The sequence below is a fragment of the Gordonia sp. B8661-1 genome, assembly GCF_059427765.1.
In genome coordinates this window covers 16,354-38,940 of the sequence record NZ_JCAHRL010000013.1, presented here as the reverse complement: position 1 = coordinate 38,940, position 22,587 = coordinate 16,354, and the positions used below count along the sequence as shown (strand labels likewise).

At 66.3% G+C, this 22,587-nt stretch carries 18 protein-coding genes; all 18 read right to left on the bottom strand.

Translation table 11 applies throughout. The annotated features are described in order from the left end of the window. Positions 1–25: 25 nt before the first annotated feature. The gene (locus AC4JJG_RS20050) at positions 26–574 is read right to left on the bottom strand and encodes a hypothetical protein (protein WP_014928877.1); all 549 of its coding nucleotides are present in this window, start codon (positions 572–574) and stop codon (positions 26–28) included. Continuing rightward, positions 571–2,595 (bottom strand): transglycosylase family protein, encoded by a 2,025-nt coding sequence (locus AC4JJG_RS20045; protein WP_014928876.1) that lies wholly within the window; start codon positions 2,593–2,595, stop codon positions 571–573. Before AC4JJG_RS20045 ends, AC4JJG_RS20050 begins: the two co-directional genes overlap by 4 nt. Next, positions 2,588–2,986 carry a hypothetical protein gene (locus AC4JJG_RS20040; protein ID WP_014928875.1) on the bottom strand — a complete coding sequence of 133 codons (399 nt, stop codon included), beginning with the start codon at positions 2,984–2,986 and terminating at the stop codon, positions 2,588–2,590. The genes AC4JJG_RS20045 and AC4JJG_RS20040 overlap by 8 nt, the downstream gene beginning before the upstream one ends. Continuing rightward, a complete protein-coding gene (locus AC4JJG_RS20035; protein ID WP_495405808.1) occupies positions 2,983–4,944 on the bottom strand; it encodes a hypothetical protein in 1,962 nt (653 codons plus the stop codon). Before AC4JJG_RS20035 ends, AC4JJG_RS20040 begins: the two co-directional genes overlap by 4 nt. Positions 4,945–4,965: 21 nt before the next feature. Then, on the bottom strand, positions 4,966–6,045 hold the full coding sequence (locus AC4JJG_RS20030) for a hypothetical protein (protein WP_014928873.1): 1,080 nt from the start codon (positions 6,043–6,045) through the stop codon (positions 4,966–4,968). Positions 6,046–6,070: 25 nt separating this feature from the next. Continuing rightward, positions 6,071–7,567 (bottom strand): SCO6880 family protein, encoded by a 1,497-nt coding sequence (locus AC4JJG_RS20025; RefSeq protein ID WP_495405807.1) that lies wholly within the window; start codon positions 7,565–7,567, stop codon positions 6,071–6,073. A gap of 39 nt (positions 7,568–7,606) precedes the next feature. Next, the gene (locus tag AC4JJG_RS20020; protein WP_014928871.1) at positions 7,607–9,115 is read right to left on the bottom strand and encodes a TrbL/VirB6 family protein; all 1,509 of its coding nucleotides are present in this window, start codon (positions 9,113–9,115) and stop codon (positions 7,607–7,609) included. Continuing rightward, positions 9,109–10,005 (bottom strand): DUF8175 domain-containg protein, encoded by an 897-nt coding sequence (locus tag AC4JJG_RS20015; RefSeq protein ID WP_014928870.1) that lies wholly within the window; start codon positions 10,003–10,005, stop codon positions 9,109–9,111. The genes AC4JJG_RS20020 and AC4JJG_RS20015 overlap by 7 nt, the downstream gene beginning before the upstream one ends. Before the next feature lie 5 nt (positions 10,006–10,010). Next, entirely contained in the window at positions 10,011–10,685 is a 675-nt protein-coding gene (locus AC4JJG_RS20010; RefSeq protein ID WP_144066078.1) for a DUF8175 domain-containg protein, read from the bottom strand. Further along, positions 10,631–10,900: a DUF8064 family membrane protein gene (locus AC4JJG_RS20005; RefSeq protein ID WP_044508700.1), complete on the bottom strand. Its 270-nt coding sequence runs from the start codon at positions 10,898–10,900 to the stop codon at positions 10,631–10,633. The genes AC4JJG_RS20010 and AC4JJG_RS20005 overlap by 55 nt, the downstream gene beginning before the upstream one ends. Before the next feature lie 25 nt (positions 10,901–10,925). After that, positions 10,926–11,219 carry a hypothetical protein gene (locus tag AC4JJG_RS20000; RefSeq protein ID WP_044508698.1) on the bottom strand — a complete coding sequence of 98 codons (294 nt, stop codon included), beginning with the start codon at positions 11,217–11,219 and terminating at the stop codon, positions 10,926–10,928. Between the two features lie 44 nt (positions 11,220–11,263). Next, positions 11,264–11,893, bottom strand: coding sequence for a hypothetical protein (locus AC4JJG_RS19995; RefSeq protein ID WP_049942638.1), 630 nt, complete (start codon positions 11,891–11,893; stop codon positions 11,264–11,266). A 5-nt stretch (positions 11,894–11,898) separates the two neighbouring features. Then, on the bottom strand, positions 11,899–13,137 hold the full coding sequence (locus AC4JJG_RS19990; protein ID WP_495405806.1) for a hypothetical protein: 1,239 nt from the start codon (positions 13,135–13,137) through the stop codon (positions 11,899–11,901). A 146-nt stretch (positions 13,138–13,283) separates the two neighbouring features. Then, complete coding sequence (locus AC4JJG_RS19985) at positions 13,284–14,132, bottom strand: DUF8176 domain-containing protein (RefSeq protein WP_014928867.1); 849 nt, start codon at positions 14,130–14,132, stop codon at positions 13,284–13,286. Continuing rightward, a complete protein-coding gene (locus AC4JJG_RS19980; RefSeq protein WP_014928866.1) occupies positions 14,129–14,653 on the bottom strand; it encodes a hypothetical protein in 525 nt (174 codons plus the stop codon). Before AC4JJG_RS19980 ends, AC4JJG_RS19985 begins: the two co-directional genes overlap by 4 nt. A 145-nt stretch (positions 14,654–14,798) precedes the next feature. Next, on the bottom strand, positions 14,799–16,445 hold the full coding sequence (locus AC4JJG_RS19975; RefSeq protein WP_044508694.1) for a cutinase family protein: 1,647 nt from the start codon (positions 16,443–16,445) through the stop codon (positions 14,799–14,801). 1,921 nt (positions 16,446–18,366) lie between these two features. After that, positions 18,367–18,717 (bottom strand): hypothetical protein, encoded by a 351-nt coding sequence (locus AC4JJG_RS19970; RefSeq protein ID WP_144066077.1) that lies wholly within the window; start codon positions 18,715–18,717, stop codon positions 18,367–18,369. A gap of 227 nt (positions 18,718–18,944) precedes the next feature. Beyond that, positions 18,945–19,916 carry a ParA family protein gene (locus AC4JJG_RS19965; RefSeq protein ID WP_044508797.1) on the bottom strand — a complete coding sequence of 324 codons (972 nt, stop codon included), beginning with the start codon at positions 19,914–19,916 and terminating at the stop codon, positions 18,945–18,947. Between the last annotated feature and the right edge of the window lie 2,671 nt (positions 19,917–22,587).

Sequence of the window (22,587 nt, the reverse complement as noted above, 5' to 3'; positions counted from 1 at the left end):
GGGGCGGTGTTGGGCGGTCGGCGGGTCAGGTGTCGGCGCGGGGGTAGGTGGCGACCTTCCAGTGGCCGTCGATGCGGACGAGTTCGGCTGTGACGGCGAACTTTCGGTAGGAGGTCACCGTGGCGTCGATGCCGAGCACGGTTTGGGTGACAGTGCCGTGCGCACTGGCCTTCTGCGGTGAGATCAGCACTGCCGAGGCGCCCTCGACGCGGGCGGTGATGACGTCGAGGGAGTGCTTCCAGGCGCCCCACTGGGCGCTGGGCCGCACTGTGGCGGGGCTGTCCGCCGAGGCCAGTGCCTGGCCGGTGAGGGTGGCGCGGGTGCGGCGCAGCGCGTCGGTGGGTGAGGTGTCGGTGGCGGGTTGCCAACTGAACATGGTGGTCACGGTGGTGGTGAACACCCCGATCGGTTCGTCGCGATCGGGCAGGCCCGGTGGGCTGCTGTAGTGCTCGCCGTGGTCATCGTGGCCGTGTGCGGGTTCAGCGGTGTCGTCGCTGCCGGAGCATCCGGCCAGTGCGGCGATCAGCACGATCGCGAGGACGACCAGGAGGTGGCGATGGGGGTGGTGGTTCATCGGTTCTTCTCCGGAAGTCCTTGATCGGCGAACTGTTTGGCGTAGGCGATGACTTTCTGGCCGTACGGGCGGGTCTGGGTGTCGTAGTCGCCGCCGGTGGGTGTTCCGCCGGCGTTGAGGACCGCGCCGACTCCGGCGTTGTAGGCGTAGGCGTAGAGAATTTCGCGGCCCTCGGCGGGTTCCTTCACCCGTCCGGAGGCGATCGCGGCGTCGATCTGTTTGGCGTTTGCGCACGAGAACCGGCCGGCGGCCATGACGGCGTCACCGATGTCGGTGGCCGAGGCGCGGCCGTTGCCGTCGTCGTCTTTGGCCCAGGACGGGTAGGTGTAGTCCATGAACTGCATCGGTCCTTTCGCGCCTGCGGGGGACACCAGGGAGGCGTTGAATCCGGTCTCTTGCTTGCCGATTCCGGCGAGGAATGCCGAGCTGATCTGCGGGCAGAGCACCCCGGCTTTGCGGAACCACGGCTCGTAGGCCGGTGGGACGCGTCCGGCGGCGAGGTTGTCGACTCCCCCGCCGTGCTGGTTCTCGACCGGGCCGCAGTCGGCGCTCTCGTCGGCGCTGATCCCGCCGGTGATATCGGGGGCGGTGTAGACCTCATTGCCGCGGGGCATGCCGTGGCCTTCGACGGTGGCGTGGACGTGGTCGAAGTGGTTCTGGGTGGGGTCGCCGCGGTCGTTCATGATGTTGGACTTGCCGACGGCCGGGTAGTAGGTCTGACGCCAGATCGTGTACTCGAGCTTGAAGTGCTTCTTGTTGTCGAGGATGTATTTGTTGACGGCGTTGCCGAGCGCGATCCCTTGTGCGGAGGTGTAGTTGGGGATCATGACGTCGACGGCGCGGCCGGACGGGTGGTCGTTGTAGCCGCCGCCGTCGGCGCGCCAGCCGCCGATGGTCTGGATCTGGGGGAACTTGGCGGCGATCGCGCGGGCGAGGCGGATGGTGTCGACCTGGAAGTGCGCTTCGGAGCCCTTGGACTTCGGCAGCGGCGGCAGCGGGCCCGACGGCGCCGACGGTGCGGGCGGGCCGCTGGGGGCGCCTGCCGGTGGCGGCACCGCGGCGGCGTTGAGGAACGTGCCTGCGGGAGCGGGTTTCTTGCCGGTGACCCCGGCCTTCTTCGAGGTGGTCGGCCAGGCGCCCCAGCCCTGGGAACCCAGGACGCGGTTGGCGACCTCCATTTGCTGTTCGCGGGTGGCTTTGTCGGCGGTCGGCGCGTACTGTCCGCCGCCAGCGCCGGTCCAGGTCGACGCCGCGAACTGCAATCCGCCGTAGTAGCCGTTGCCGGTGTTGATCTTCCAGTTGCCGCCGGATTCGTGCTTGGCCACGGCATCCCAGTCGGCGGCAGTGACCACGTCGGCGGCGGGCAGTACCCGGGGTGCGGTGAGCACCCGCGGCCCGCCCGGTTGGGCCGGAGCTCGTCCGGCCGGGGCGGCGCCGGGTTCGGGGCTGGTCGACACCCACCCGGCTGGATCGACCGAGCGGCCGCCGGTGAAGTCGCGGTGCCCGCCATCCCACACCTCGAAATGCAGGTGCGGGCCGGTGGATTGGCCGTCGTTGCCGAGCTTGGCGATGTGTTGTCCGGCGGTGACTTTCTGGCCGGCTTTGACCAGCACGCCGTCGGCGAACATGTGCCCGTAGACCGTGGACCACACGTGCCCGTTGATGTTGTGGGTGAGCACGATCCAGTGCCCGAACCCCGAGGCGGTCCCGGCGGCGGTGACGGTGCCGTCGGCGGCGGCATAGATCGGTGCGCCGAGTGCCCCGGCCAGGTCGATACCTTCGTGCATCGCCCCGTCGCGTGGGCCGTAGCCGGAGGTGATCTGAAAGTCCTTGACTTTCATCGGCTTGACCTTGGCGCCGGGTGAGAGGGAGGCGTCGGCGGGTTGGTCGATGCCGCTGGTCAGCGGCAGACACGCGTCGTCGTCGCCGGCCACGGAGATGATGACCGTGCACGAGGCGAAGAACCCCATCACCAGTGCCAGCAGCGGCACCAGCAGTTTGGAGGCGTTGCCCTCACCCACGAGGCAGACCCCGATAGTCGGCGGTGGTGGTGTCGAGGTCGCGGACGTGCTCGGTGAGGGCCTTGTTCATCGAGCGCATGACGTCGAGGCGGGTGGCCCATTCGCGGTCGCGGGCGGTGACGTCGCGGCCGACCCCGGCTGCCCGGCACCACCGCATGACGCTGTTGGTGCCGGCGCCGATGTTGGCGGCGACGTCGGCGGCCGCGGCGGTCAGCGACAGCGATGTGCGAGCGAGTAGCTCGGCGACGGCGCGCACGGCCAGTCGCCGGACTTCCTCGGAGTGGGCGGTGCGGCGAGGGTTGGGTTCGACCACCCAGTCCTGCACCTGTTCCCAGGCGCTGGGTTGCGGGTCGATCGGGGTGGCCACCCCCGGGTCGCTGTCGGTGCTCATGCCGCGGATCCGGATTTGGCGCCGCGGCCGCGGTTGAAGCGCTTGTTGGTGTTGTGCATCTCGGTGGCGCGCTCGGTGGCGGTCAACCGCATCTGCACCGGGATACCGGGCTGCTCACCCTCTTTGATCAGGAACTTGCCCATACCTGGCGGTACGGTGTTGGTTTCGGTGCCGGTCGCGCGGACCCCGTCGGCCCAGTCGGTTTCGCTGATCTCGGAGACGACCGGGTCGTCGATGCCGCGGGTGGTGGTGGCCCACTCGGCGAGGGTGGCGGCTTCTTTCTCGTTGAGGTTGACCTTGCCCTCCATCAGCGAGGCTTCGTCCTCGGGCAGCGGGAAGCACACCTTGACCCGGGCGCGGTCGAGAAAGCCCATGGCGCGCTGGCGATCTTCCATCGAGTCGAACGCTTGGAGGTCCTTGACGGTGTGGGTGGTGAACAGGCTGCCGGTGCCCTGTTCGCGCTGGACGCGGGTCACTTCGTCGACGCGCCACACGATGCCGTTGCCGACACCGAGCACCAGCGAGAACTCGTCGCACACCAGGTCGTAGTTGCGGGGCTCTTGCAGGCCGTGATCGGAGAGCAGATGCGAGGCTTCGACGGCGGAGAATCCGTCCGACCAGCACGCCAGGAGTACTGCGGCGCGCAGCTTGCGGGCGTTGGCCGGCAGCCGGGACATGTCCACGCACACCCCGAGGGCGTCGATGTCGATGGGCTCTTTGGTGGGGGCGTTGAAGATCTCGCCGAACTGCCCCGACACCAGCTGGTCGAGTGACTGGCGCAGGTTTTCGGTCAGCAGCAGGTAGCGGTCGACGGCGATCGCGTCGTGGGGTCGACGCCCCAGGGCGCCGGAGGCATCGAGGAGGTCTTGGTGGGCGCGGCGCAGTTCGGGATTGGTGTCGGCGTCGCGGGCGGTGGCGTCGATGAGAGTTTGCGGGACCTGGCGCAGCAGGTTGAGCACATCGCCGGGCAGGGGCGCATTGGTCAGGGTGAACTCGTTGGCCGTGCCGTAGAGCACCCGCAGGGCGGTGGTGAGCAGCGTCTCCTCGTGCGGAGCGATGGGACGTCCGGAGCTGATCTCGAGCAGCCCGGTGGCGGCGGTGACCTGGCGTGCCCGCATTTCGCGTTCGGCGAGTTGGCGTGCGGCGGTGGGCAGTCGGGCGATGAGGTTGCCGAAGGTGCCCACGGCCAGGGGGTTCATCGGCGAGTCGAATCCGACGCTGGTGACCTGCGGGGTGACCGGGGTGATGCCGTCCTCGCGGTACTGCACCCGGCCGTTGTCGTCGTGGAGGACCATCTGGCGCATCATGTTGACGAAGTCGGGTCGGTGATCGCCCATGATGAGCGGGCGGACCCCGGTCGCGAGGTCGTGGCAGACGATGCGCCGGTTGAGGGTGCTTTTGCCGAATCCGTTGAGGCCGAACACCATCGCTGAGGGTGCGGTGATCTGTCCGGCTTCGAACCAGCCGATCTGGTCGAACCCGACGGGTTGTCCGGTGTCGAGGTGCGAGCCGACGGGCGCGCCGTCCAGGGGGGCTGAGGCGCCGATGGGGAACGGGTAGAACCCCGGCACGTGCGCGGTGGTGCCGCGCAGTTCGTTGGGTCGGCGCACGTGGGCGACGCGGCCGCCGCCACGCCCGTCGAAGCCCCGGTTGGTGCGGATCAGGGCGGGCACGTCGAACTGGATCGGCCGGGCAATGGCGGCTTCGTGGCTTTCCCGCCGGCGGGCGTCGTTGCCGAGTTTCTGTCGGGCGAGGTAGCCGTTGACTCCACCGCTGCGGGCGGTGTCGAGCAGGTCCTCACGGGTGTCGTCGTCGTAGAACGTGGTCGGTTTGGCCGAGCGTTCTTTGGTGCTCGGCCGGGTGGCCGAGGCGGCACCGGCATCCAGGCGCAACGTCGAGGGCGCGGTGTCGCCGTCAGTGGCGGCGGTGGTGGGTGTGCGGAGGTCAGTGACAGTCATGGTGGGGCGTCTCGCAATCGGTTAGCGGTGGCGGTGGCGCAGGGCTTCGTCGGTGATGTCGCCGTGTTCGGGCAGCAACACCCCGAGTCCGATGCCGGCGGCGAACAGTTCGGCGTGGCGGTCGTAGCCGTTGCGCACGCCGAGGCGGGCGAACAGCGGCAACCGGGCACGCAGGGCGTCCACTGACGGCGCACGAGGGATCGACGACGGTGTACGAGGGCGCGGCTCGGTGATCGTCAGCGTCGCGCCGAAACGCTGCAGGGTGGGCTGAAAGGTCGCCCGGATCGGGTCGTCGGGGGCGATGGTCTCGGCGATCCGGGTCGCCCGCCAGGTGATCGCCAACCGGGTGCGCGGGGTGGTCGGGTCACGCTCGAGCAGCTGGCCCAGTACCGGACCCATCGCGTGGGGCGGTTCCAGCACGTGCGGAGCGATCACCCATGTCGCCGAGACCAGGTCGTTGTGGCAGAACACATCCCGCACCCGGTGTGGTGTCGAGTCCGGCGCGATGTCGGCGAACGCGGGCGCTGCGTCATCGACCAGACCGCCGCGGTAGGCCCGCACCCCGACCGCGGCGACCTGCGCTGCGGTCAGCGGTGTGGTGGGCAGCCCGGCGGCGTGCAGGGACCCGATCAGGGTGTGCAAACGCCGGCCCACTTCCACGGCCATTTCGTCGGGTGTGGACTTCATTGCTGAGGTGGCCGCCACGAACGTCACCGCCAGATAGGTGTCGGTGGCGAGGTCGGCGACGTCGAGGCGGTAGTGGTGATCTGTGTCCATCCACTGCCGGTGGGCGGTGTCGGTGCGCGGGAAGGTATCGGCGACGGCGGTGACCGCGACGACATCCCAGGCGTCGGCACCGAAGTCGATGCGGGTGAAGTCGCACAGCTGTTGCCAGTCGCGCAGCGTCGCGCCGGTCGCGGCGAGGATCACCGTGTAGTGGCCGGTGGCGTGTGCCCGGATCAGGCCGTAGTCGTGACCGCCGGCCGAGCGGTGCTCGGTGATCGACAGGACGGTGCTGATCTGGGGCAGCGTCGTCGCCGAGGTGGACAGGCGGGCGCGTGAGCGCTGGAGCAGCGAGGTCAGGGCCGGGAGCGTCGGCATCGCAGGGTGGTCCTTTCTGTCCTGGTTAGGCGGCGAGCTTGTCGGAGACGGTGCTCTCTTCGGAGAGCACGACACCGAAACCCAGTCCGGCGCAGAAGGTGACGAGTTGTTCGTCGCGGGCCGGTTCGAGTGGGGTGGCCGCCGAGAGGCCCAGATCGGTGACGAGGGTGTCGATCTTCTGGGTATCGGCGCCGATCGGGCAGGTGGCGGTCACGACCATCGACACCCGGGTCACGCCCGCACCGCGGGCCTGTTCCTGGCGGGCGCCTTCGGCGCTGTCCAGGCGCACCAATGCGCGTTCGGGCAGTTTGCCGACGTGGGTGCGCACAGCCTGGCGGGCATCGTTGTGGTCTTTGTTGACGATCGTGGTGGCTTGGGCCGGGGTGTAGGGCTGGTAGACGAAGGTGACCCGCTTGCGAGGCACGTCGCTGTTCGGGGACAGCAGATCAGCAAGCACGTTGGAATCGAACGGCGCCTCGGGTTCGTTGCGCATCGTCCACGACATCGACTGCGCCGCATCGTGAAGCAGGCGGCCGTGCTGGTCTGAGGCCGAGGTCGGTCCGCAGTCTTCCCACCGCAGGCGCATCGGTTCACCGCTCATCAGACCGATCTCGAGGTCGAGCTCGTCGGCCGGGGAGAAACTGCGGCGGGCGATCGCGCAGATTTCGCGTTCGAGCATCGGCCGCACCCGCAGACCGGCGGCGTGGCAGTAGTCCCGAATCCGTCCGAGACGACGCGCCAACTCGTTGCCCATGTCGGTGGCATCGCGTTTGCGGTGCATGGTGTCCGCGCGCCAGGTCAATCCGATCCGGGCTTCCAGGCGCACTTCGGCGGTCGGTACCGCTTCGGTGGCTTCGATGATGATCTTGCGGGCCAGCGCCGGTGCTGTGTCCTTGAGCCGGGACCGCACGATTGTCGAGGCCCGCATCCCCGACTCGGGCAGAGTCTCCATGGTGATCGTCGCGGCCACGAAGTCCGGCGATTGCCCGAGGAAGGTGAGCATGTCGCCGAGGCGGGCGACCCAGCGATCGCGCACAGGCTGGTCATTCCACTCCCCGCCCTGGGGCCAGGTCCGCAGCACCAGGGTGTAGAAGTTCTTCGACGACAACCTGATCAGACCGAACGGTGCCGACCCGTCGCCGGGTGAGAAGTCGAACGTCTCGGCCGTCGCCAGCGGCCCCGGTAGTGGGGTGCCGTCGGGGATCATCGTGAACGGCCCGGACCGCAGCAGAGTTTCACCGGCACAGCGGGCCTTCGACACCGAGCGTGCACCCATGCCCAACTCCCAGGCTGAGCGGCCCCGCAGCGACACCACCAGCGGCACAAACAGCACTGCCAGCGTGAACGGCAGCCCGAAGAACTTGATCACACCGGGCAGCGGCAGCATCAGGCCCACAACGGCGACGAACATGAACACCAGCAGCACCATCGTCGAGAACATGGTGAACCCGAACGCGCCGGAGGACCGGAACGCCGCGGCCGGGCGGTACAGCAATCGGCGGGTGCTCGCTTTGTCTGTCATGACAACCTCTTTCGACAGTCAGAGAGATGGGGTGGGCGGCTAGTGCGCCATGGCGTGTTCGTTCCAACCCGAGCGCATCGGCGGCGGACTACTCAGTGACGGGTCGGAGCTGGTGGATTCGACTTCGGATTCGACGCTGTCGGCGACGGTTTGCATGGCTGCCCCGGCGAGTCCGCCGGCCGATCCCATCGCGTCGCCCAGCCCGGAGGTGGGACCGCCGCCGCCACCGCCGCCGGAGCTGGCCTGTCCGCCCTGGCCGCCGGAGAGGGCGGGTTGCGCGCCGGGTCCGCCACCGCCCGATGGCGGTGGTGGTGAGGGTGCCGATGCCGTGGAGATACCGCCCGAGGGTCCACCGCCGCCGCGACCGGCGATCGAGGACATGCCGCCCGCGCTCGCACCGCCGCTGGCCCCGGCGGTCGCCCCGCCCGAGGCAGCCATGGCCGCGACCTTGCCCGCCGCGACGCCGGCACCGATGGCCGTGCCGGCTGCCGCGGCACCCGAGCCGCCGCCACCCATGCTCGCCACAGCAGGGGCAATCAGGCGCATCAGTGCGGGTAACACGAACGCGCACAACATCATCAGCACCATGCCGAGCACGACCTGTTGGGCGTTGTCTTTGGAGGCTCCGGCACGGAAAGCCACGAAGTAGGTCAGCGCGCCGACGGGTTTGAACAGCAGGAACGCCACCGACCAGGCGACGAGCCGCTGGTAGCTCTGTGACCCGGGGCCGGTGCCGGAGAATGCCGCGGCCACCGGGAGCGCGGCGACGACCAGCAGCAACATCGCCTCGCGCACCACCAGCAACGCCAACTGCAAAAAGGCGCCGAGGAATCCGACGAGGGCGAAGATGCCGATGGCGGTGGTGCCCAGCGCGGAGTTGGTCAGCAGGTTGAGTTTGAGGAAGTTCTTGATGGTGTCGCCGTTGCCGCCGCCTGCGGTCACCGATTCGCTGACCAGCCAGTTGGAGATGCCGTCGGCGATCTGCCCGCCGACGGTCAGTGCCAGCGGGATCGCGGCGGTGGCCATCGCCGAGCGGAAGATCAGTTTGAAGCCCTCCTCAGCGTCATCGGCCATGGAGCGCTTGCGGTCGATCATCATCCGCAGGCCGAAGAACATCAGCGAGAACGTCAGGCCCACGATCTGGATTTGCAGAGTGTGGTCGTGCACTTCCTGCATGAGGGAAGACTTGTTGTCTAACTGCGGGTTCGGCAGCTTGATCCACCACGCCAACGCCCACGTCAGGATCGTCTGGTAGCCCTCGAGCAACGAGTTGACGATCTTCTCGAACGACCCGCCGACCACACTGCCGGCCACATTGCTGGCCGCGTTGCCCGCGGCGCCGCACACCGCGCGGCTCAACGGGCCCGCGACGTCGCACAGCGGGTTCGCGGCGGCCCTGCCGGCACCGACCCACGACGACACCGTCGCGACAATCAGCGCCACCACGACCGCTACATGGGTCCGGCGGCCGGTCAGAAAAGTGCGCAGACGCCCCCGTCGGCCGGAACGCGTTTCCCAGAGGTGAGAGTCGTTGTGGTGGTTCACCATGGGGTCCACCCATCGCCAGTGGTCGAAATCAGCAGGCGGCTGGGATCGTTGCCGGGTTCGGGGACCACCCATTTCCACTGACCGTCGCGCCAGACCATGTCGACACCGACCGAGATGGCGGTGAAGCCGTCGTCACGATTGAGAGGTTGGGCGAACTCGACGTGGGCGAAGTCCTTCGAGTAGGTGGTGATACGGACCGCGACCGGCACATCCCGCATCTGCGCGGGCAACTCAGGGTTACCGGCATAGACTTGCGCGCCATTGGTGCGCAGAGTGTCGGCCTCGGGACGAGCGGCCTCAGAGACCACGGCTGCGCGATCAAGGAGCGCGACGTTCTGATCATCAGGTGCCCAGGTGGCGCGCTGGCCGATCTGCCAGGCCGCCAGCGCCGCGCCCTGCGGGGTGTGGGCAAACCCGGTGGGTACCCCGTCTGTGCTGATCGCGGTCGGACCGTCCGAAGTGGAGAACGGGATCGTCGCGCCGTACACGCGCTGCCACATCAATCCCTCCGGTGGTGGGAGCACAGCCTCAGGCTCATCGGTGTCCGAGGGATCGGTGGTCTGCGGGAGGACCTGGCCGAGCGGGTTGGTCGGGGTTTCCACCCGGCGGCCGCGGGTGTCGGTGGTGGGCACCCCGAACGCGTCGTCGGGCAGTCGGGTGACCGGGGTTTGCGGCGTACCCGACGTCGGTGTGTCCGTGGCGGTGACCTGTGGCGGAGCCGACGTATCGTCATCGTCGCCGCGGACGGCGACCAGCACGGCCATGCCGATGACGATGGTCAACACCAGCAGCGACAGCACCAGGGTGGTGCCTTTGTAGCCGCCGGACTGGCGCAGTGAGTGCAGCGCCGCAAGGCGGCCGAGGTCCTCGCGAGGATCAGGGGTGCTCATGATGGTTAGGCTCCTGTCAGTGCGACCATGTCGGTCGGCGTGGCCGTGATCGCGTCCACCGGTGAGGCGCCCGCCGCGGCGTCGGGCAGCAGCAGCCGCCAATCACCGAACGCGGGCGCCCACACGACCGTGGTGTGGTTGACCGTCATCGAGCCGTCCGGCAGCCGGGTGTAGATGTCGGCCGATGCCTTGTCGGGGGTGAACGCGGTCAGTTTCCAGCCCTGCACCTGCGGGGCCTGACCAGCGGGCACACCCGATGTGGTCGACAACTGAATGCGGTTGGTGATGAAGTCATCTCGTGCTTGTCCAGGTGCGATGAGTTCACGGACCACCTGCGGCCACTGGTCATCGAGCGCAACCGAGAGACGCACGATGGCATTGACCGCGGCCAGCCCAGCTCCCGGCGGTGTGCGGTCGAACCCTTCCGGAGCGACGGCATCTGTCACCTCGGTGGGGCCTTCGGCGGCTTGGGGAATGCGCATGCCGTTGAACTCCACCCATCGCAGCTCGGTGGGTGGCGTCGTCAACGGAATCTGTTGCGGCGTCGACGGTGTGGCGGTGTCGGGGTCTGATCCGCATCCGGTCAGCAACCCGGCCAGCGCGTAGGCGGCAACGAGAGCGGCGATCAGCCGAAGACCAGCACCGCCGCGGCGAGGTTGCCGGCGATCGCGACCACCCACACCCCGAAGATGATCTTGGTGAACCACTCCCCCGCGGTGATCTGTGCGAGTGGATGCTCGCGCACCTTGTCGAACGCGATCGAGGCGCCCAGAAAGACCAGATGCACGAGTGCGAGCATGTTGGCTACGAACACGAACCAGCCGCCGATCAGGGTGATGTTGTTCATCACCTCGGTAGGCAGTTTCGCGTACGCCACTGTCATGGTGGTGTTCATCGCTGTAGCTTTCGGTCCGCACGGCTCACCCCTGCCCGCCCGCAGCCTGGATGATCGTGGCGCTGGCCGCGATCACCATCGTCCCGACGATCGCGCCGATCGCGATCTTCACGCCCTTGTTGTCACCGCGGTCGGTGATCTTGTCGAAGGCGATGAAGCCGCCGCCGACGACGATCGCCACGGCGGTGGCGAAGTAGGCCAGGAAGGTGACCCACCCGCCGAATGTGTTGAGCCGGTCCGACAAACCGGGAATCGGGATGGGGTTGAACGCCACGTAGGTGGTGGTGGCTTTGGCCGAGGCCAGCGTGGACTGGAGCATGATCTCTTCCTTCTCGTGAGGGTGGAGGTTGTGGAGTTGTGCCGTTATGGGGTTGTGCCGGCGTCGCCTGACATCACCGCGACTGCGGCGTCACGAAGGCCCTGGCCGACGGCGGCGATGTCCGGGGCGACGACGGTGCGCGGATCGGTGCGCCGCGCCGCTGGGGCCGGGTCGGGACCGGTCGAGGGCAACTCGTTGAGCGGGGTGTCGACGAGGAAGTCGTGCCAGGCAACGTGCCACACGTGCGCGAAAAGCCCGGACCCGACAAGCAATTCCCGATCGCGGCGGAGCCGGGCGGTCGGCTTTCCCTTCCGCCCGGCTACCAGCACCAACCCCAGCAGCTGCACATGTGCTGGCGCATTGTTCGTCGCGTACTGGCGCGCGGCCAGCGACGCCGCGGCCAGGCCGCGCGCCGATTCCCGCGCAACGAGTACCGCAAACGGCGGCTCATCGGCCCGCCCTGGCCACAACTGGCCGGAATCGCCGACATGCTCGAGCTGGGCCGCGAGCGTGGACACTCCGGCACCGCCATGACAGCCCACGGCCGCCACCAGATGCGCCGGTAACCGTGTCGTGCGCCGCCCCAGCATCTCCGACGCGCTCGGCGGCAAAATCGACGCACCCCGAATCGCTCCGGCGTTGTGCGCCGACACCGTCTCCACACTCGCGGCCATCGTTGTTATGCCCCCTTCGGCGTGAGCTGCGGGAAGGTGACCTTGAGACCCGGGACTGCCTTCTCCGCCTGTCGGGAGAGGTCGACGGCAGCGTCGGTGACGGTCTTGCGCACCTGATCGGCGGCACCACCGAGTGCCTTGTAGGGGGCGTCGGCCTGCTCCGCGGTCCAGTTGGCGGTGTAGGTCTGGTCGCCGATGGTGGTCTCGGCGTTGACATCGCCACCGACGTTGACCTGGTAGTGCACTGCGGGCAGACCAGCTTTGGCGGCTTGGCCGGCGGGCAGATGCACCTCGAACTGGTTGGCGCCGGGATTGGGCAGCGGAGCCGATTGCGGACGCGGCGGTTGCGGGACGCGGCGGTTCGGGTCGGGCTGGCCGGGCAGCCCGGGCTGACGCGGGTTCGCACCCGGATCTCCGGCACCCAGGGCGTGCGCGAGGAGTCCACCGGCCGTTCCACCGGCTACACCGCCGACGATCGCCGCGGGGATACCCAGGGCCGCGGCACCGATCGCCGCACCGGCGGCCGCACCGATCGCCGCGCCCGTTCCGGTGTGCGCGCCGGGGAAGGGCACCACCATGGTCGACCCGATGACGGCTCCCACGCCGGTACCGATCAACGCGCCACCGACACCGCCGGTCACTGCGGCGGGCACGCCGAGGGCGACCGCACCTGCGGTGCCGCCGAGCGCCACACCGATGATGGTGGCGGCAGCCTGGCGGGACGCTTCGTCCTCGGGAACCCCGACCGAGATGAGGCCCTGGGCGATCTTCGCTTCGCCATAGGCCGACCACTCGTTGATCGAGACCCGCTGACGGTCGGTCAGCCAGGGAGCATCGCGTTTGAGCTGGTCTTCCTCGACGAGGAAGTTGCCCACGCGCAACGTCTTCGGGGGCGGGGCAATCGGGCGGACCGGCGCGACCGGGCGGGGCAGGGTGTAGGCCTGCGGCGGCGCCGGGTTGTAGACGGTGTCGTAGTTGGGCTGGTTGTACGCCTGCGGATCGGCGTAGGGCCGGTATGGCGCTTCCCGGGGCGGTGCCGGGATAGCGCCCGGACCGGGGTTGTAGTTGTAGCTCGGCGCAGTCTGCTGCGGAGGTGCGACCGGTGGGGTTGCGTCGTCGCCGCCACCGCCGACCCCACCCTGCTCGAATCCATCGTCGGTCTCGCCCTGGTCGATACCGCCCTGTTCGTAGGCTGCGGCCGGGCTGTCGACCAGGAGGGTGGCGCCGAAGGAACCGGAAACCATCAGCGCGGCAAGCACTGTCCCGACGAATGGGGTGGCTGGTGGGGCGGTGCGGTGCCGGCGTTGTGCCCGCGACCGCCGGGGCGGGGTGTCGAACCGCGGAGACGTGACCGCTGGTGAGGTGATGTACATGGGAGGGGGTGACCTTTCTATTTCTTGTTTCGTGTGACAGACGCGATGTAGGTGCGTTCGCCGATCTGGGTGGTGGTGATGTTCTGGACATCGGGGTCGGGGTCGCGGGTCCCGTCGGGCAGGATCAACGTGACCGCCACGCGATAGGTGTTGGAACCGGTCTCCTCAATCGACAGGCAGTACCGCGCTTGGGGATTGAGCGTGTCGATGCTCGACTGCAAATCGACCGCGCTGCCGATGCCCTCGACATTGGACGAGGCCATCGCCCGCGCGGCCGGTCCCGAACGCCAGTGGAAGTAGGCGTAGTTGAACGCTTTGATCACGTTCGGCCCCGACGTCAGGTCGCCCGGGTCGCGGCCGGTAGTGGTGGCTCCATCACTGGTCGAGGGGCATTCCACCGCATCGGAGAACGGGTCCGGGGTATCCATCGCAGCAACCGGATCGGTGATGCCGTCCTCGCCGCCGCCGCTGACCAGGCCCCGGATCATGACTGCGATCGCCACTAGCCCCATGACCGCCACCACAACGGCAGCCGCCACGATCAGCAGCCACCGGCGGTCCCGACGTCGAACCGGGGTCGGAGCGGGCGCACTTCGTGTGAATGGCGCTGCGGCATAGACGTTATCGGTGTACGGGGGCTCCTCGACTGCGGGCTCGGCGACCTCCCCGAAATCGGCGTCATCAGATTCAGCGTCATCGAGTTGGGCGTAGCTGTAAGTGTCGTCGACCTGGTCAACGCCCCCTGCTGTGATGTCCTGCTTGGGGCGCGTCGGGTCGTCAACCCACTCCGTGAGCTGGTCGGAGTGAGGCTCGCTGGTGTGCAGCCAGGACTGCACGCTCGGGTCGTTCTGCCAATCAGTGCTCATCCGAACGTCACCTCGTTCCCGTGGCGGTATGCGCGGGTCCAGCGATCGCACGCGGCGAGGTGCCAGTGCAGGGGATGTTCATCGCCGAACACACCGCGCCGGACCGCGGTCAGCGAGAACGGATCGATAGTGTGCAGCGTGTCGTCGAACACGTCGCGGTAGGTGGCGCCGACCAGCAGCTCGTCCGGCAACGAGCCGTTCGAGCCGACCACCAGCACAACGCTGTTCGCGTCGAGGCGGTAGCCGCGGTCACCGGGCAGTACGCACCGCGCCCGTTCGTCGTAAGCCTCTTTGAGCCGCGTGATGCTGAGGCCGTTGCCCATCCCCCATCGAGTCGACGCGCAGCCGTTCTCATCGGTCAGGACCACCGACGTGGCCGGGTCGGTGACTGCGGTGATCAGATCGATGGGACTCAACCACGCCGGCTCACCACCCTGCGGGTTGATGGGACGGTTCGGATGGCCGGGGTTGTGAGAGGCATGTCCCCCGAACGGGGGCCGGATTGCACTGTCACTGAACATGTACTCGCTCCTTCCGGAGTGATTCGTTGAGTGCGCTAGTGGAGAGGAAGGGTCTAGCTGGAGGTGGTGGTTCGACCACCACCACAAGCGCGGCACAACCCGCGCCCGCACACGCGGGAAGGGCTGGCCGAGAGGACGGTCAGACTCATTGCGAGGCCCCGCTGAGGAACGGCGGAAGGCCGGACGCGCCGCCAGGAGGTGTGGATTGCGGGACCGGTGAGGACTCCGAGGGAACGGTCTCGGCCGGAGCCGATGGTGACGAAGTGTCGAGCTCCCACGGATACGCCGGTTCCGACGTCGCAGCGCTCGGCGGCAACGACGTCGTGGTCAACGATGGAAGAGTCGACGAACCGGACCCCTCGCCGAACAGCCACGAAAAGTCATCGCTGCCGCTGCCGCTACCGGACGAGTTCGACGAACCGCCGTCCTTGCCGGCGATGTCGCGCGCGGCCGCCACGATCCAATCCCCGATCAGCTTCGTCGGGGGCTGGCCCGTCGGTGTGGCCGATACCTGCGAGTACGACGTGTGCTGCTTGGCGGCATCCCAGTACTTCAACAGCGAGGACACCTTGAACAGGTCGGAGTTCGCCTGAAACTCGGACTTGAACGCGGTAAACGCCTCAGAGACAAGGCGTTTCTGCGTTGCCGGTGGAACCAGCGTAACCGCTGCCTGGCCCAGCTTTGCGCCCAGAATGCCGACGATGGCCAGTGGATTCGCAGCACCCGCAGTAGCGATCGCGGCGATGGTGCTCGGGGTGGCGACTGTCTGCACAACGGTCTTCACCGCGTTGAACCCGATCGTGCCCACCTTGATGACCGCCGACAACGCGTCCTGGACACTCGGCAACGGCGTACGAGGGTCTGAGGCCACGGCCAACCGCTCGGACAGGGTCTGTCGCGGTTGATAACTCACGGATTCGAGATTGTTCTCCGGCGCCTGGACATCCTCATTGACCACCGGCACCGCGGTCTTCACTGCGGTCAATGCCAGCGCTTCGGCGATCGTCGACAACGACCCGATCGGATCGTCCGGGTTGAGTTCCGATTGACCCGCGATGTTGGTGACCAACCGCGCCAGCGGTGCGTTCGCCGGGGCATCGCAGGCGAGGTCGCCGGGCGTGCACGCGGACAGATAGCGTCCCGCGATGGCCTGGTACGACGTGTCCTCGACATCGCCGGCCGGAGCGATGCCGCCACCCGGGGCGTTGGTCGTCGACGCCGCCACGACCTTGGATACGTTCGTGCCGCTTGTTCCCGGCACCGGGTCGGGAGAGGTCTGCCCCGGCTTGCCGGGAAACAACGAAGCCCCTTCGGGACGGCCGGGATCGCCGAGGTTGGCCAGCAGGGCCAGTTTGTCGGCGCCGATCGCTGCTTTGCCACCAACGATGTCGTTCAACACGATCCGTGTGACGTGAGCGCCCTGGGAGTAGCCGACCAGACCGAACTTCGTGGCCGGGCACGCGGCGGCCTTCTCTTTGATCCAGGACAGTGTCTTGGCGACCGCGCCCTGAACCGACTGCTCGTACGGGACCTTGCCGCCCGCTACGGCACCACCGAAGCCGGCGTCGTAGGGCACGTACGCGCGGTCCATATCACCGCGGGCGGCCGTGATCGCCGGGTGCAGTATCTGAGACAGGAAGCCCGCATCCTTCGACGGATCGGCGTCTGGCGACGACTGGCCGGTGCCCTGCACCGCATACACCATCAGACCAGGGCAGCCCCCCGGCTGCGCCGGCGCGGCAGACACGTTCCCGACCCCGACATTGGCCAGGGCGATGACGGCCGTCGCCATGACTGCCAAGGTCGCCGCCCAGCTCGAATGTCGCGACTCCTGTCCACCCCTCTGGACAGGACGATGCATCTCTACACTGGTCACCGGGACAGCCCCCCATCGACAGACAGGGAGCTGTCTCCTCGGGTGACCACGCGTGAGCCGTTCGACGGCAAATCAATCGCGCTCGCGCGTAGTCGCCAACCACCACTCCGGAGAGGGACTGTTCGACGGCAATCTGACCGTCCCTCTCCGGAGCCTGGGACCTGTGCCATCGATCGAAAGTCGACAGCGACACGCCCAGACCAATCTGGCCCACGAGGATCGGGCTCAAGAAGGTTCGTCATGCGAGTTCCTTCACTCCAAGGGTTTCCTCGAAGCTGTAGGAGCAGCCCACCCAGACGACCGTTGCCCGCGCATACCCGCAGGTACACTGAGCAACGCCCGCCTCGATGCCCGCACTTACCGCATCGAGCTGGTAATCACCCGGTCCGGACGCCGTTCGAGTCGCCAAACTTGGCAGCGTCCGGCCGGGGTCAAACTTCGAGACAGAGACCCTGTGCCTACATGGTGTACATGGGTCTCGCCAGGTGCCAAAAGCCGCTCAATCGGCAACTTGACCCGTGCAGTAACCGATCAATATCGACCGTCGATACGTACTATAACCCGACAGTAGACCGATTGAAAACCGAAGTTAGGCAATCATTGGTGGCATACCGTAGGGGGCACGCCCCGGACCGGTCTATAGCGCCTAGAGTGCGGGTGTGGCCGATGCTTTGCGCTTTGGGCGCCTCGTGCAACGGCGCCGGCAGGAACTGGGAATGTCGCAAGCCGATGTAAGTCTCGCCGGCGGGCCGAGTGACCCGACTATGCGACGCCTCGAGCAAGGTTTAATGGCTAAACCGCGGTTCGTCACGTTGACCAAGCTGGACGCTCCGCTGCGGTGGTCCCCCGGAAGCGCCGCGCGCGCATTCGAGGGAGGTGACCCGGTACCTCTGCAGGACGAACCCACGACCGATCTGGCCCCGGGCACGAATGATCCGGTCTCTTCTCGCCCCACACGTCCTCTGACGCCCTCTGCTTACGGCGTGTTCATTCGAACCGACGCGCTGGCCGAACTCGCTCGGAAGGTACGCGCAGTCGATGACCTGTCGCCTTCGCTCGACGAGGACCAGCGCGTTGTGGTTGCGAATCTTCGTCATGCGACCGACAGGTTGACCCGAGCGTGGATAATCAGGCAAGCAGAAATAGCGCGTCGTGATGACACTCTCGCTGATCTAATCCTTGTTCTTGACGATCATCTACGAATGCCACCACCGGAAGGCGAGTCCACCTCTGACAGCGATGACCTCAACTACTTGAGGTGGCTAGCCGGCTACCCGATGCCAATGCCTCAGGTTCGGCGATACGAAGCGCGGTTCGCTGAGTTCGTAGCGAGTCAGTCAGAGCAAGCGGACTGACACAAACTTGGAGTTTCCTCAGGTGCTGCTAGGTGCGGTGGCCCAGCGGGCCGGGTTGGTCTACTGCAACCTCCAACCCGACCCGCGAGCACGATCCGGCAAGACCAGTCTTTAGGCTGCGCAGTCATTGGACATCGCGCCGCGCCACAAGACGCCATTGGTGGTGGCAAACCGAAGTTACACCGATATTAGACCAAAATAAAGGGCGTGCTCTCTGCGCGTCCGTCGAAGCGGGTGAGTCCCAGGCTCGCCCGCAACGGTATGGATTGGCAATTCCCTGCGGGCCCGTTGCTTCGTTCTGATACGAACCCAGATATCAGACGCCCTTCGGCGACCCTCACCTATCGAACTGCGTTTAGTTGCGCGGACCCATCACCCCTCCCCCGCGTGACTGCAGGGACGCCGCGGGTTTGGGTGTGCAGCTCGTGCCTGCGGACCGCCAGCCGGCAGGGATGAACCGTCCGAGGATTGGGTGTACCGGCTTACTCCGAATCCACCGACTGAGACTGGAGGTGGGCTTCTAGAGCCGCCCTGCACAGCTGCGAGCGATTCTCGGCACCAACTTCGACAACTAAGCGATCGATGACAGTCAGGTTGCGACCAAGCATCCGGAACGTCAGCGAAGATCGCTCTTCTTCTGGTCTGGCTTCGATTCGTACGAACAGCCCATCGTCGTGGTGCTGGCGTTTGAGCTTCTCTACTAACGCCGGCAAGCGGTCGTGATTGGCGACAATCGCGTCCATCAATGTCCCGGCAATGGTTGTTTCGTTCTGCTTGTTGTGTGCCTTGGTGGCTGTGCAGAGTGGCGTGGGAAGCGACAGGGTGACTGACACCAGCATCTCGTCTGGGCGGGTTTCGACGCGTTTCGGGCGTCGGGCACCTCGCGAGACAGGCCGAGTAGACGCTGCCGGTTGCGGTCGATTGTGCGGTAGCGCTGGGCCGTCGGGTACTGGTGGGGTCGCCGCCGGTGCCGCTGTAGGAGTGGTTGGTCTACGGGGCGGCGGCCCCGGGACGCTACCGGTCCTCGCGAGACCGGTGACAGGCTTGCGATCGGTGGCCATCAGGCAGGTGCTCCTTCGTGTGCCGGCTCCGCGGAGGAATCTTGTTCGGTCTCGCGTCGGTCGATCTCCTGGAGGATCTCCTGGGCGAGGAGGACGTAGTCTTCTGCGAGAGACGGCGCGGTGCCTGGCACACGGTCGGGCCGCCTGCCTTCCTTGAGGGCCTTCCAGTACGGCTCGGCGTTGTCGACTTGCTCGGCCAGCTCGTGGGCAAGCAAGCCCTTCTCCCGTACCTGAACCGAGGTCATGGTGCTATGACGCACAACGGAATTGAACAGCGGGGCCACTCCTCCGAGCGCTGCGTCTAGCTTGGCCCGCGCCTCTCTACGAATGGCTTTCGCAGCGGCCTCGATACCGAAAAGCACGGCGCCCAGGACCTCGATGTCGGGGTTTGTTGATCTGGCACTAACCAGTTCGTCAGCGAGTTTTTGCAGGCCGTCGATGCTCGAGTCGTCCGGTTTCGTCGGGATGACGATCCAACGTGTTGCAGCCAGCGCTAACCGTAGAAGATGGGGTCGTGTAGGTGGGGTATCGATGATGATGAGGTCGTAATCATCTGCGATGGGGCTTAATGCATCTGCGAGTTGCCTGTGTGAACCTGGCGAACGCTGAGAACGACCGATCAGTATCGCTTCAAGATCGTCGAGTCCGCTCCCACCTGGAAGTACGTCCAAGTTGGGTCGGTAGTTGACAAGACTGGGTCGTAGTGGTTTCTCCTGCATGATCGCGTCGAAGATCTGTTGTCCGGAGTCGCCTGACCCATCCATCTCGTAGCCGAGGTCGCGTCCCGCGTTGCCCTGCGGATCGAGCTCAATGAACAGGACGTGCCAACCGGCGGCAGCGGCCAAACCAGCGACATTTGTCGCCGTTGACGTCTTACCGACGCCACCCTTGCCGTTTGCGATCGTGACAACCCGAGCTAGTGCGGGTTGAGATAGGTGTTGCACTGAGTCCTCCAATGGGGTGGTGCGCATGGACCGCAGGAAGGCAGTGCCTCCCGGGCGCATTGGGGTCCGCTATGCGCAGAGGATAACAGCGCACATCGGTTCGCGCGGTGTACGACACGCTACGGACGACTTGGCGTTCTACCGGGAGGTCTCTCGTGCGCGACGCCGCAGATACTCACTTGAGCTTGGCAATGATCGAGGCGTTAACAACGACGATGTCCCTGGTCGGCATGCAATATCTACGTCCTGCGTTACGTATAGACATAACTGCTTACACAGAGCTGCCATCACTGCGCACGGGTATGTGTTCACTAGTTTGGTATGTACATCGATCTACATGTACCGCATCAGCGGAGCCGGTAGACGGAGGAACATCTCGACGCACAACGCTTGCGACGTGGAACAAGATATGGCGATGCATGCGGACATGAGTGCTCTGTGCCGCGTAGGTCGCCTTGCGAGCGTCCGCAAGCAGCCCAGTACGTAGCACTTCACAGGACCTTGTACTGAGTGCAACATGGTTTCTGGTAGTCGAGTGGCTACGTGTTTTATTGCTGCGCAGCGTATGGGGGTCTGGACGCTGAGGCGCATCCCGTACTTCGGTGCGGCACTTCACGCTGTATGTATGGCGCGCCGAACAGTGCAAAGTACGGCCCGATAGACGGGGGAACGTATTTGTCGGCGTGCGGTCTGACTGGTGGCGCCCATTAACGCAGAAGATCCGGGCAGCAACCAACAAAGGTGCACTTCCTCGAGTGTTGTGGTTCGTGCTAGGGGGCCCATTGCGGGGCGTAGCGCATAGCTCCGTGACCACAGTGCTGTCGCGATTCACCTAGACGGTCTCGTCGACTGCACTGAGCGCGTGGCTGCGCGCATTGCAGCGCGAAGTAATGCGTGCATTATTACGGGCTGAACAGGCCGTTTGTGCGCACGGCATTCGCCATCGACGCGGTCGGTAACCACGTGTGCGGGGAACGAAAGTCGGAGACCAGGATCGCGGATACGATACCCAGGACAAACAGACGCATCGTGTCTGCACCCGGGAGAGATTCGCGCTCTCGACTAGACCCGTGAAAGAACGAGGCGCTGGGTGACATAGCCACACAGCTCGGCTGTCAGCTGAGTGGCTTATGAGCCAACAGCTCAATGAAGCGGTCCCCGCGCAGACTTGCGCGTCTGCGTGACCTGACCCGGTGGGACGGGTCTGACCATTCGCGACACGGGTGCACAGAGACATAAAGACATGAGACCACAGCGCAGCTCGTTCACGACGAGTTTCGTCCCACCAATGATGACCGGGGAATGGCGTCCGCCTTGCTCGATCGCTCGTCTACGTCGACGCAGCCATCCGGCAACGTGTAGCAGCGGTCCTCGAAGTCTCTGGAATGGCCGGGCGGACCCCACTGTTGGGTCACGACACAGACATCGGCCGCTCTTGTGGGTCCACAACTGAACCGGGCTGACTTAGGATGACCAGATGGCTGACCGGGGACCAGTGCCACAACTACATGCGGCAGCTCAGGCGGGCACCTACAATCCGTGCTCTACGTAGATCACCGAGTCGTCTCACTCCCCCGGGGGCACCGGTGTCGCCGCCGGCCCCCCTCGAGTTCGGCCGCTAGGCCCAATGCCACAAAGCTCTCGGCACTTCGTAAGACTCCCTGAGTGATGGCTTCGGTGGGGTTCCGAGAACTGAGCCGACGTCGTCACCAACCGGATGACACCCGTATGGGTCGGCCGTATGGGCCGGCGGGAGATGTTCGACTCTGACGGTGGGCCATCGCGTATCGACGACCCGTTGGGGCTGAGGAAGCAAGAATGAACGCTTAGTGCGGCTGACAGGAGTCCTGGCTAACGCGCTGAGACGACAGACTTACGTTAACGGCTCCAGATCGCACCGTGACGAGCTGCCACCCATTTTGGCCCTAGGGGATAGGACAACTCAGTTTCGTCGTTCTGCGGGAAACTGGGAGGCAGTTTCGATTTGCGCAGGTCACGGTGCTCAAATGCTGTCGTGATCCGATAATCGAAGTCACGCGCTGGCGCTCGACCGGCACCGCTGGCCGGTGGGGGAGCGGAGAACCGCGGCGGAGTAGACCTTTCTGACCCATCGGCGAACTACTGCTGATGGCCCGCTTGAGGCGCGCCTGTGACTCAGTCGGTACCGCTTCTACCGACAGGCCGACGGCTTGTTGATTGCCTGCCGGTTAGCCCGCTCGATGTTGCTGCTGCGAGGGCTGCGCAGCACGAACTGCGTCCAGCAAGCGAGTGAACTCGCTTGCCAGAACACTCCCGTCTGAAAGCCCCAGGAGCACACCTTCCGCGCGGGCAACGGCTGTGTCTAAGCCAGCGACTGACGAGGGCTCCGGGGTGGACTTGGGTGACGCGGACGAATCGAACGCCGCAAGGTCGCGTTCGAGCATCTGCGCCATCTCGCGATGATGCTGAAGTTGCGCGGAAATTCGTCGAGCGGCGTTCTCGGCGGAGCGCCGGCAGGCATCCGAGCAATAGATCCGAGGCCGACCACGACCCGCGGTCCTACGAAACTCCTTTCGGCACTGCGGGTCAGCGCAGTACGCCGTCACTACCGGAGCTTTGGTCGACCGGTTCTCGATAGCTGCCGGAACTGGCGTGGGTGCGCCAAGGCGCCCACGCCGGCCGTCAGCGGACCGATCCATCCACCCAGTGTGGCATAAAT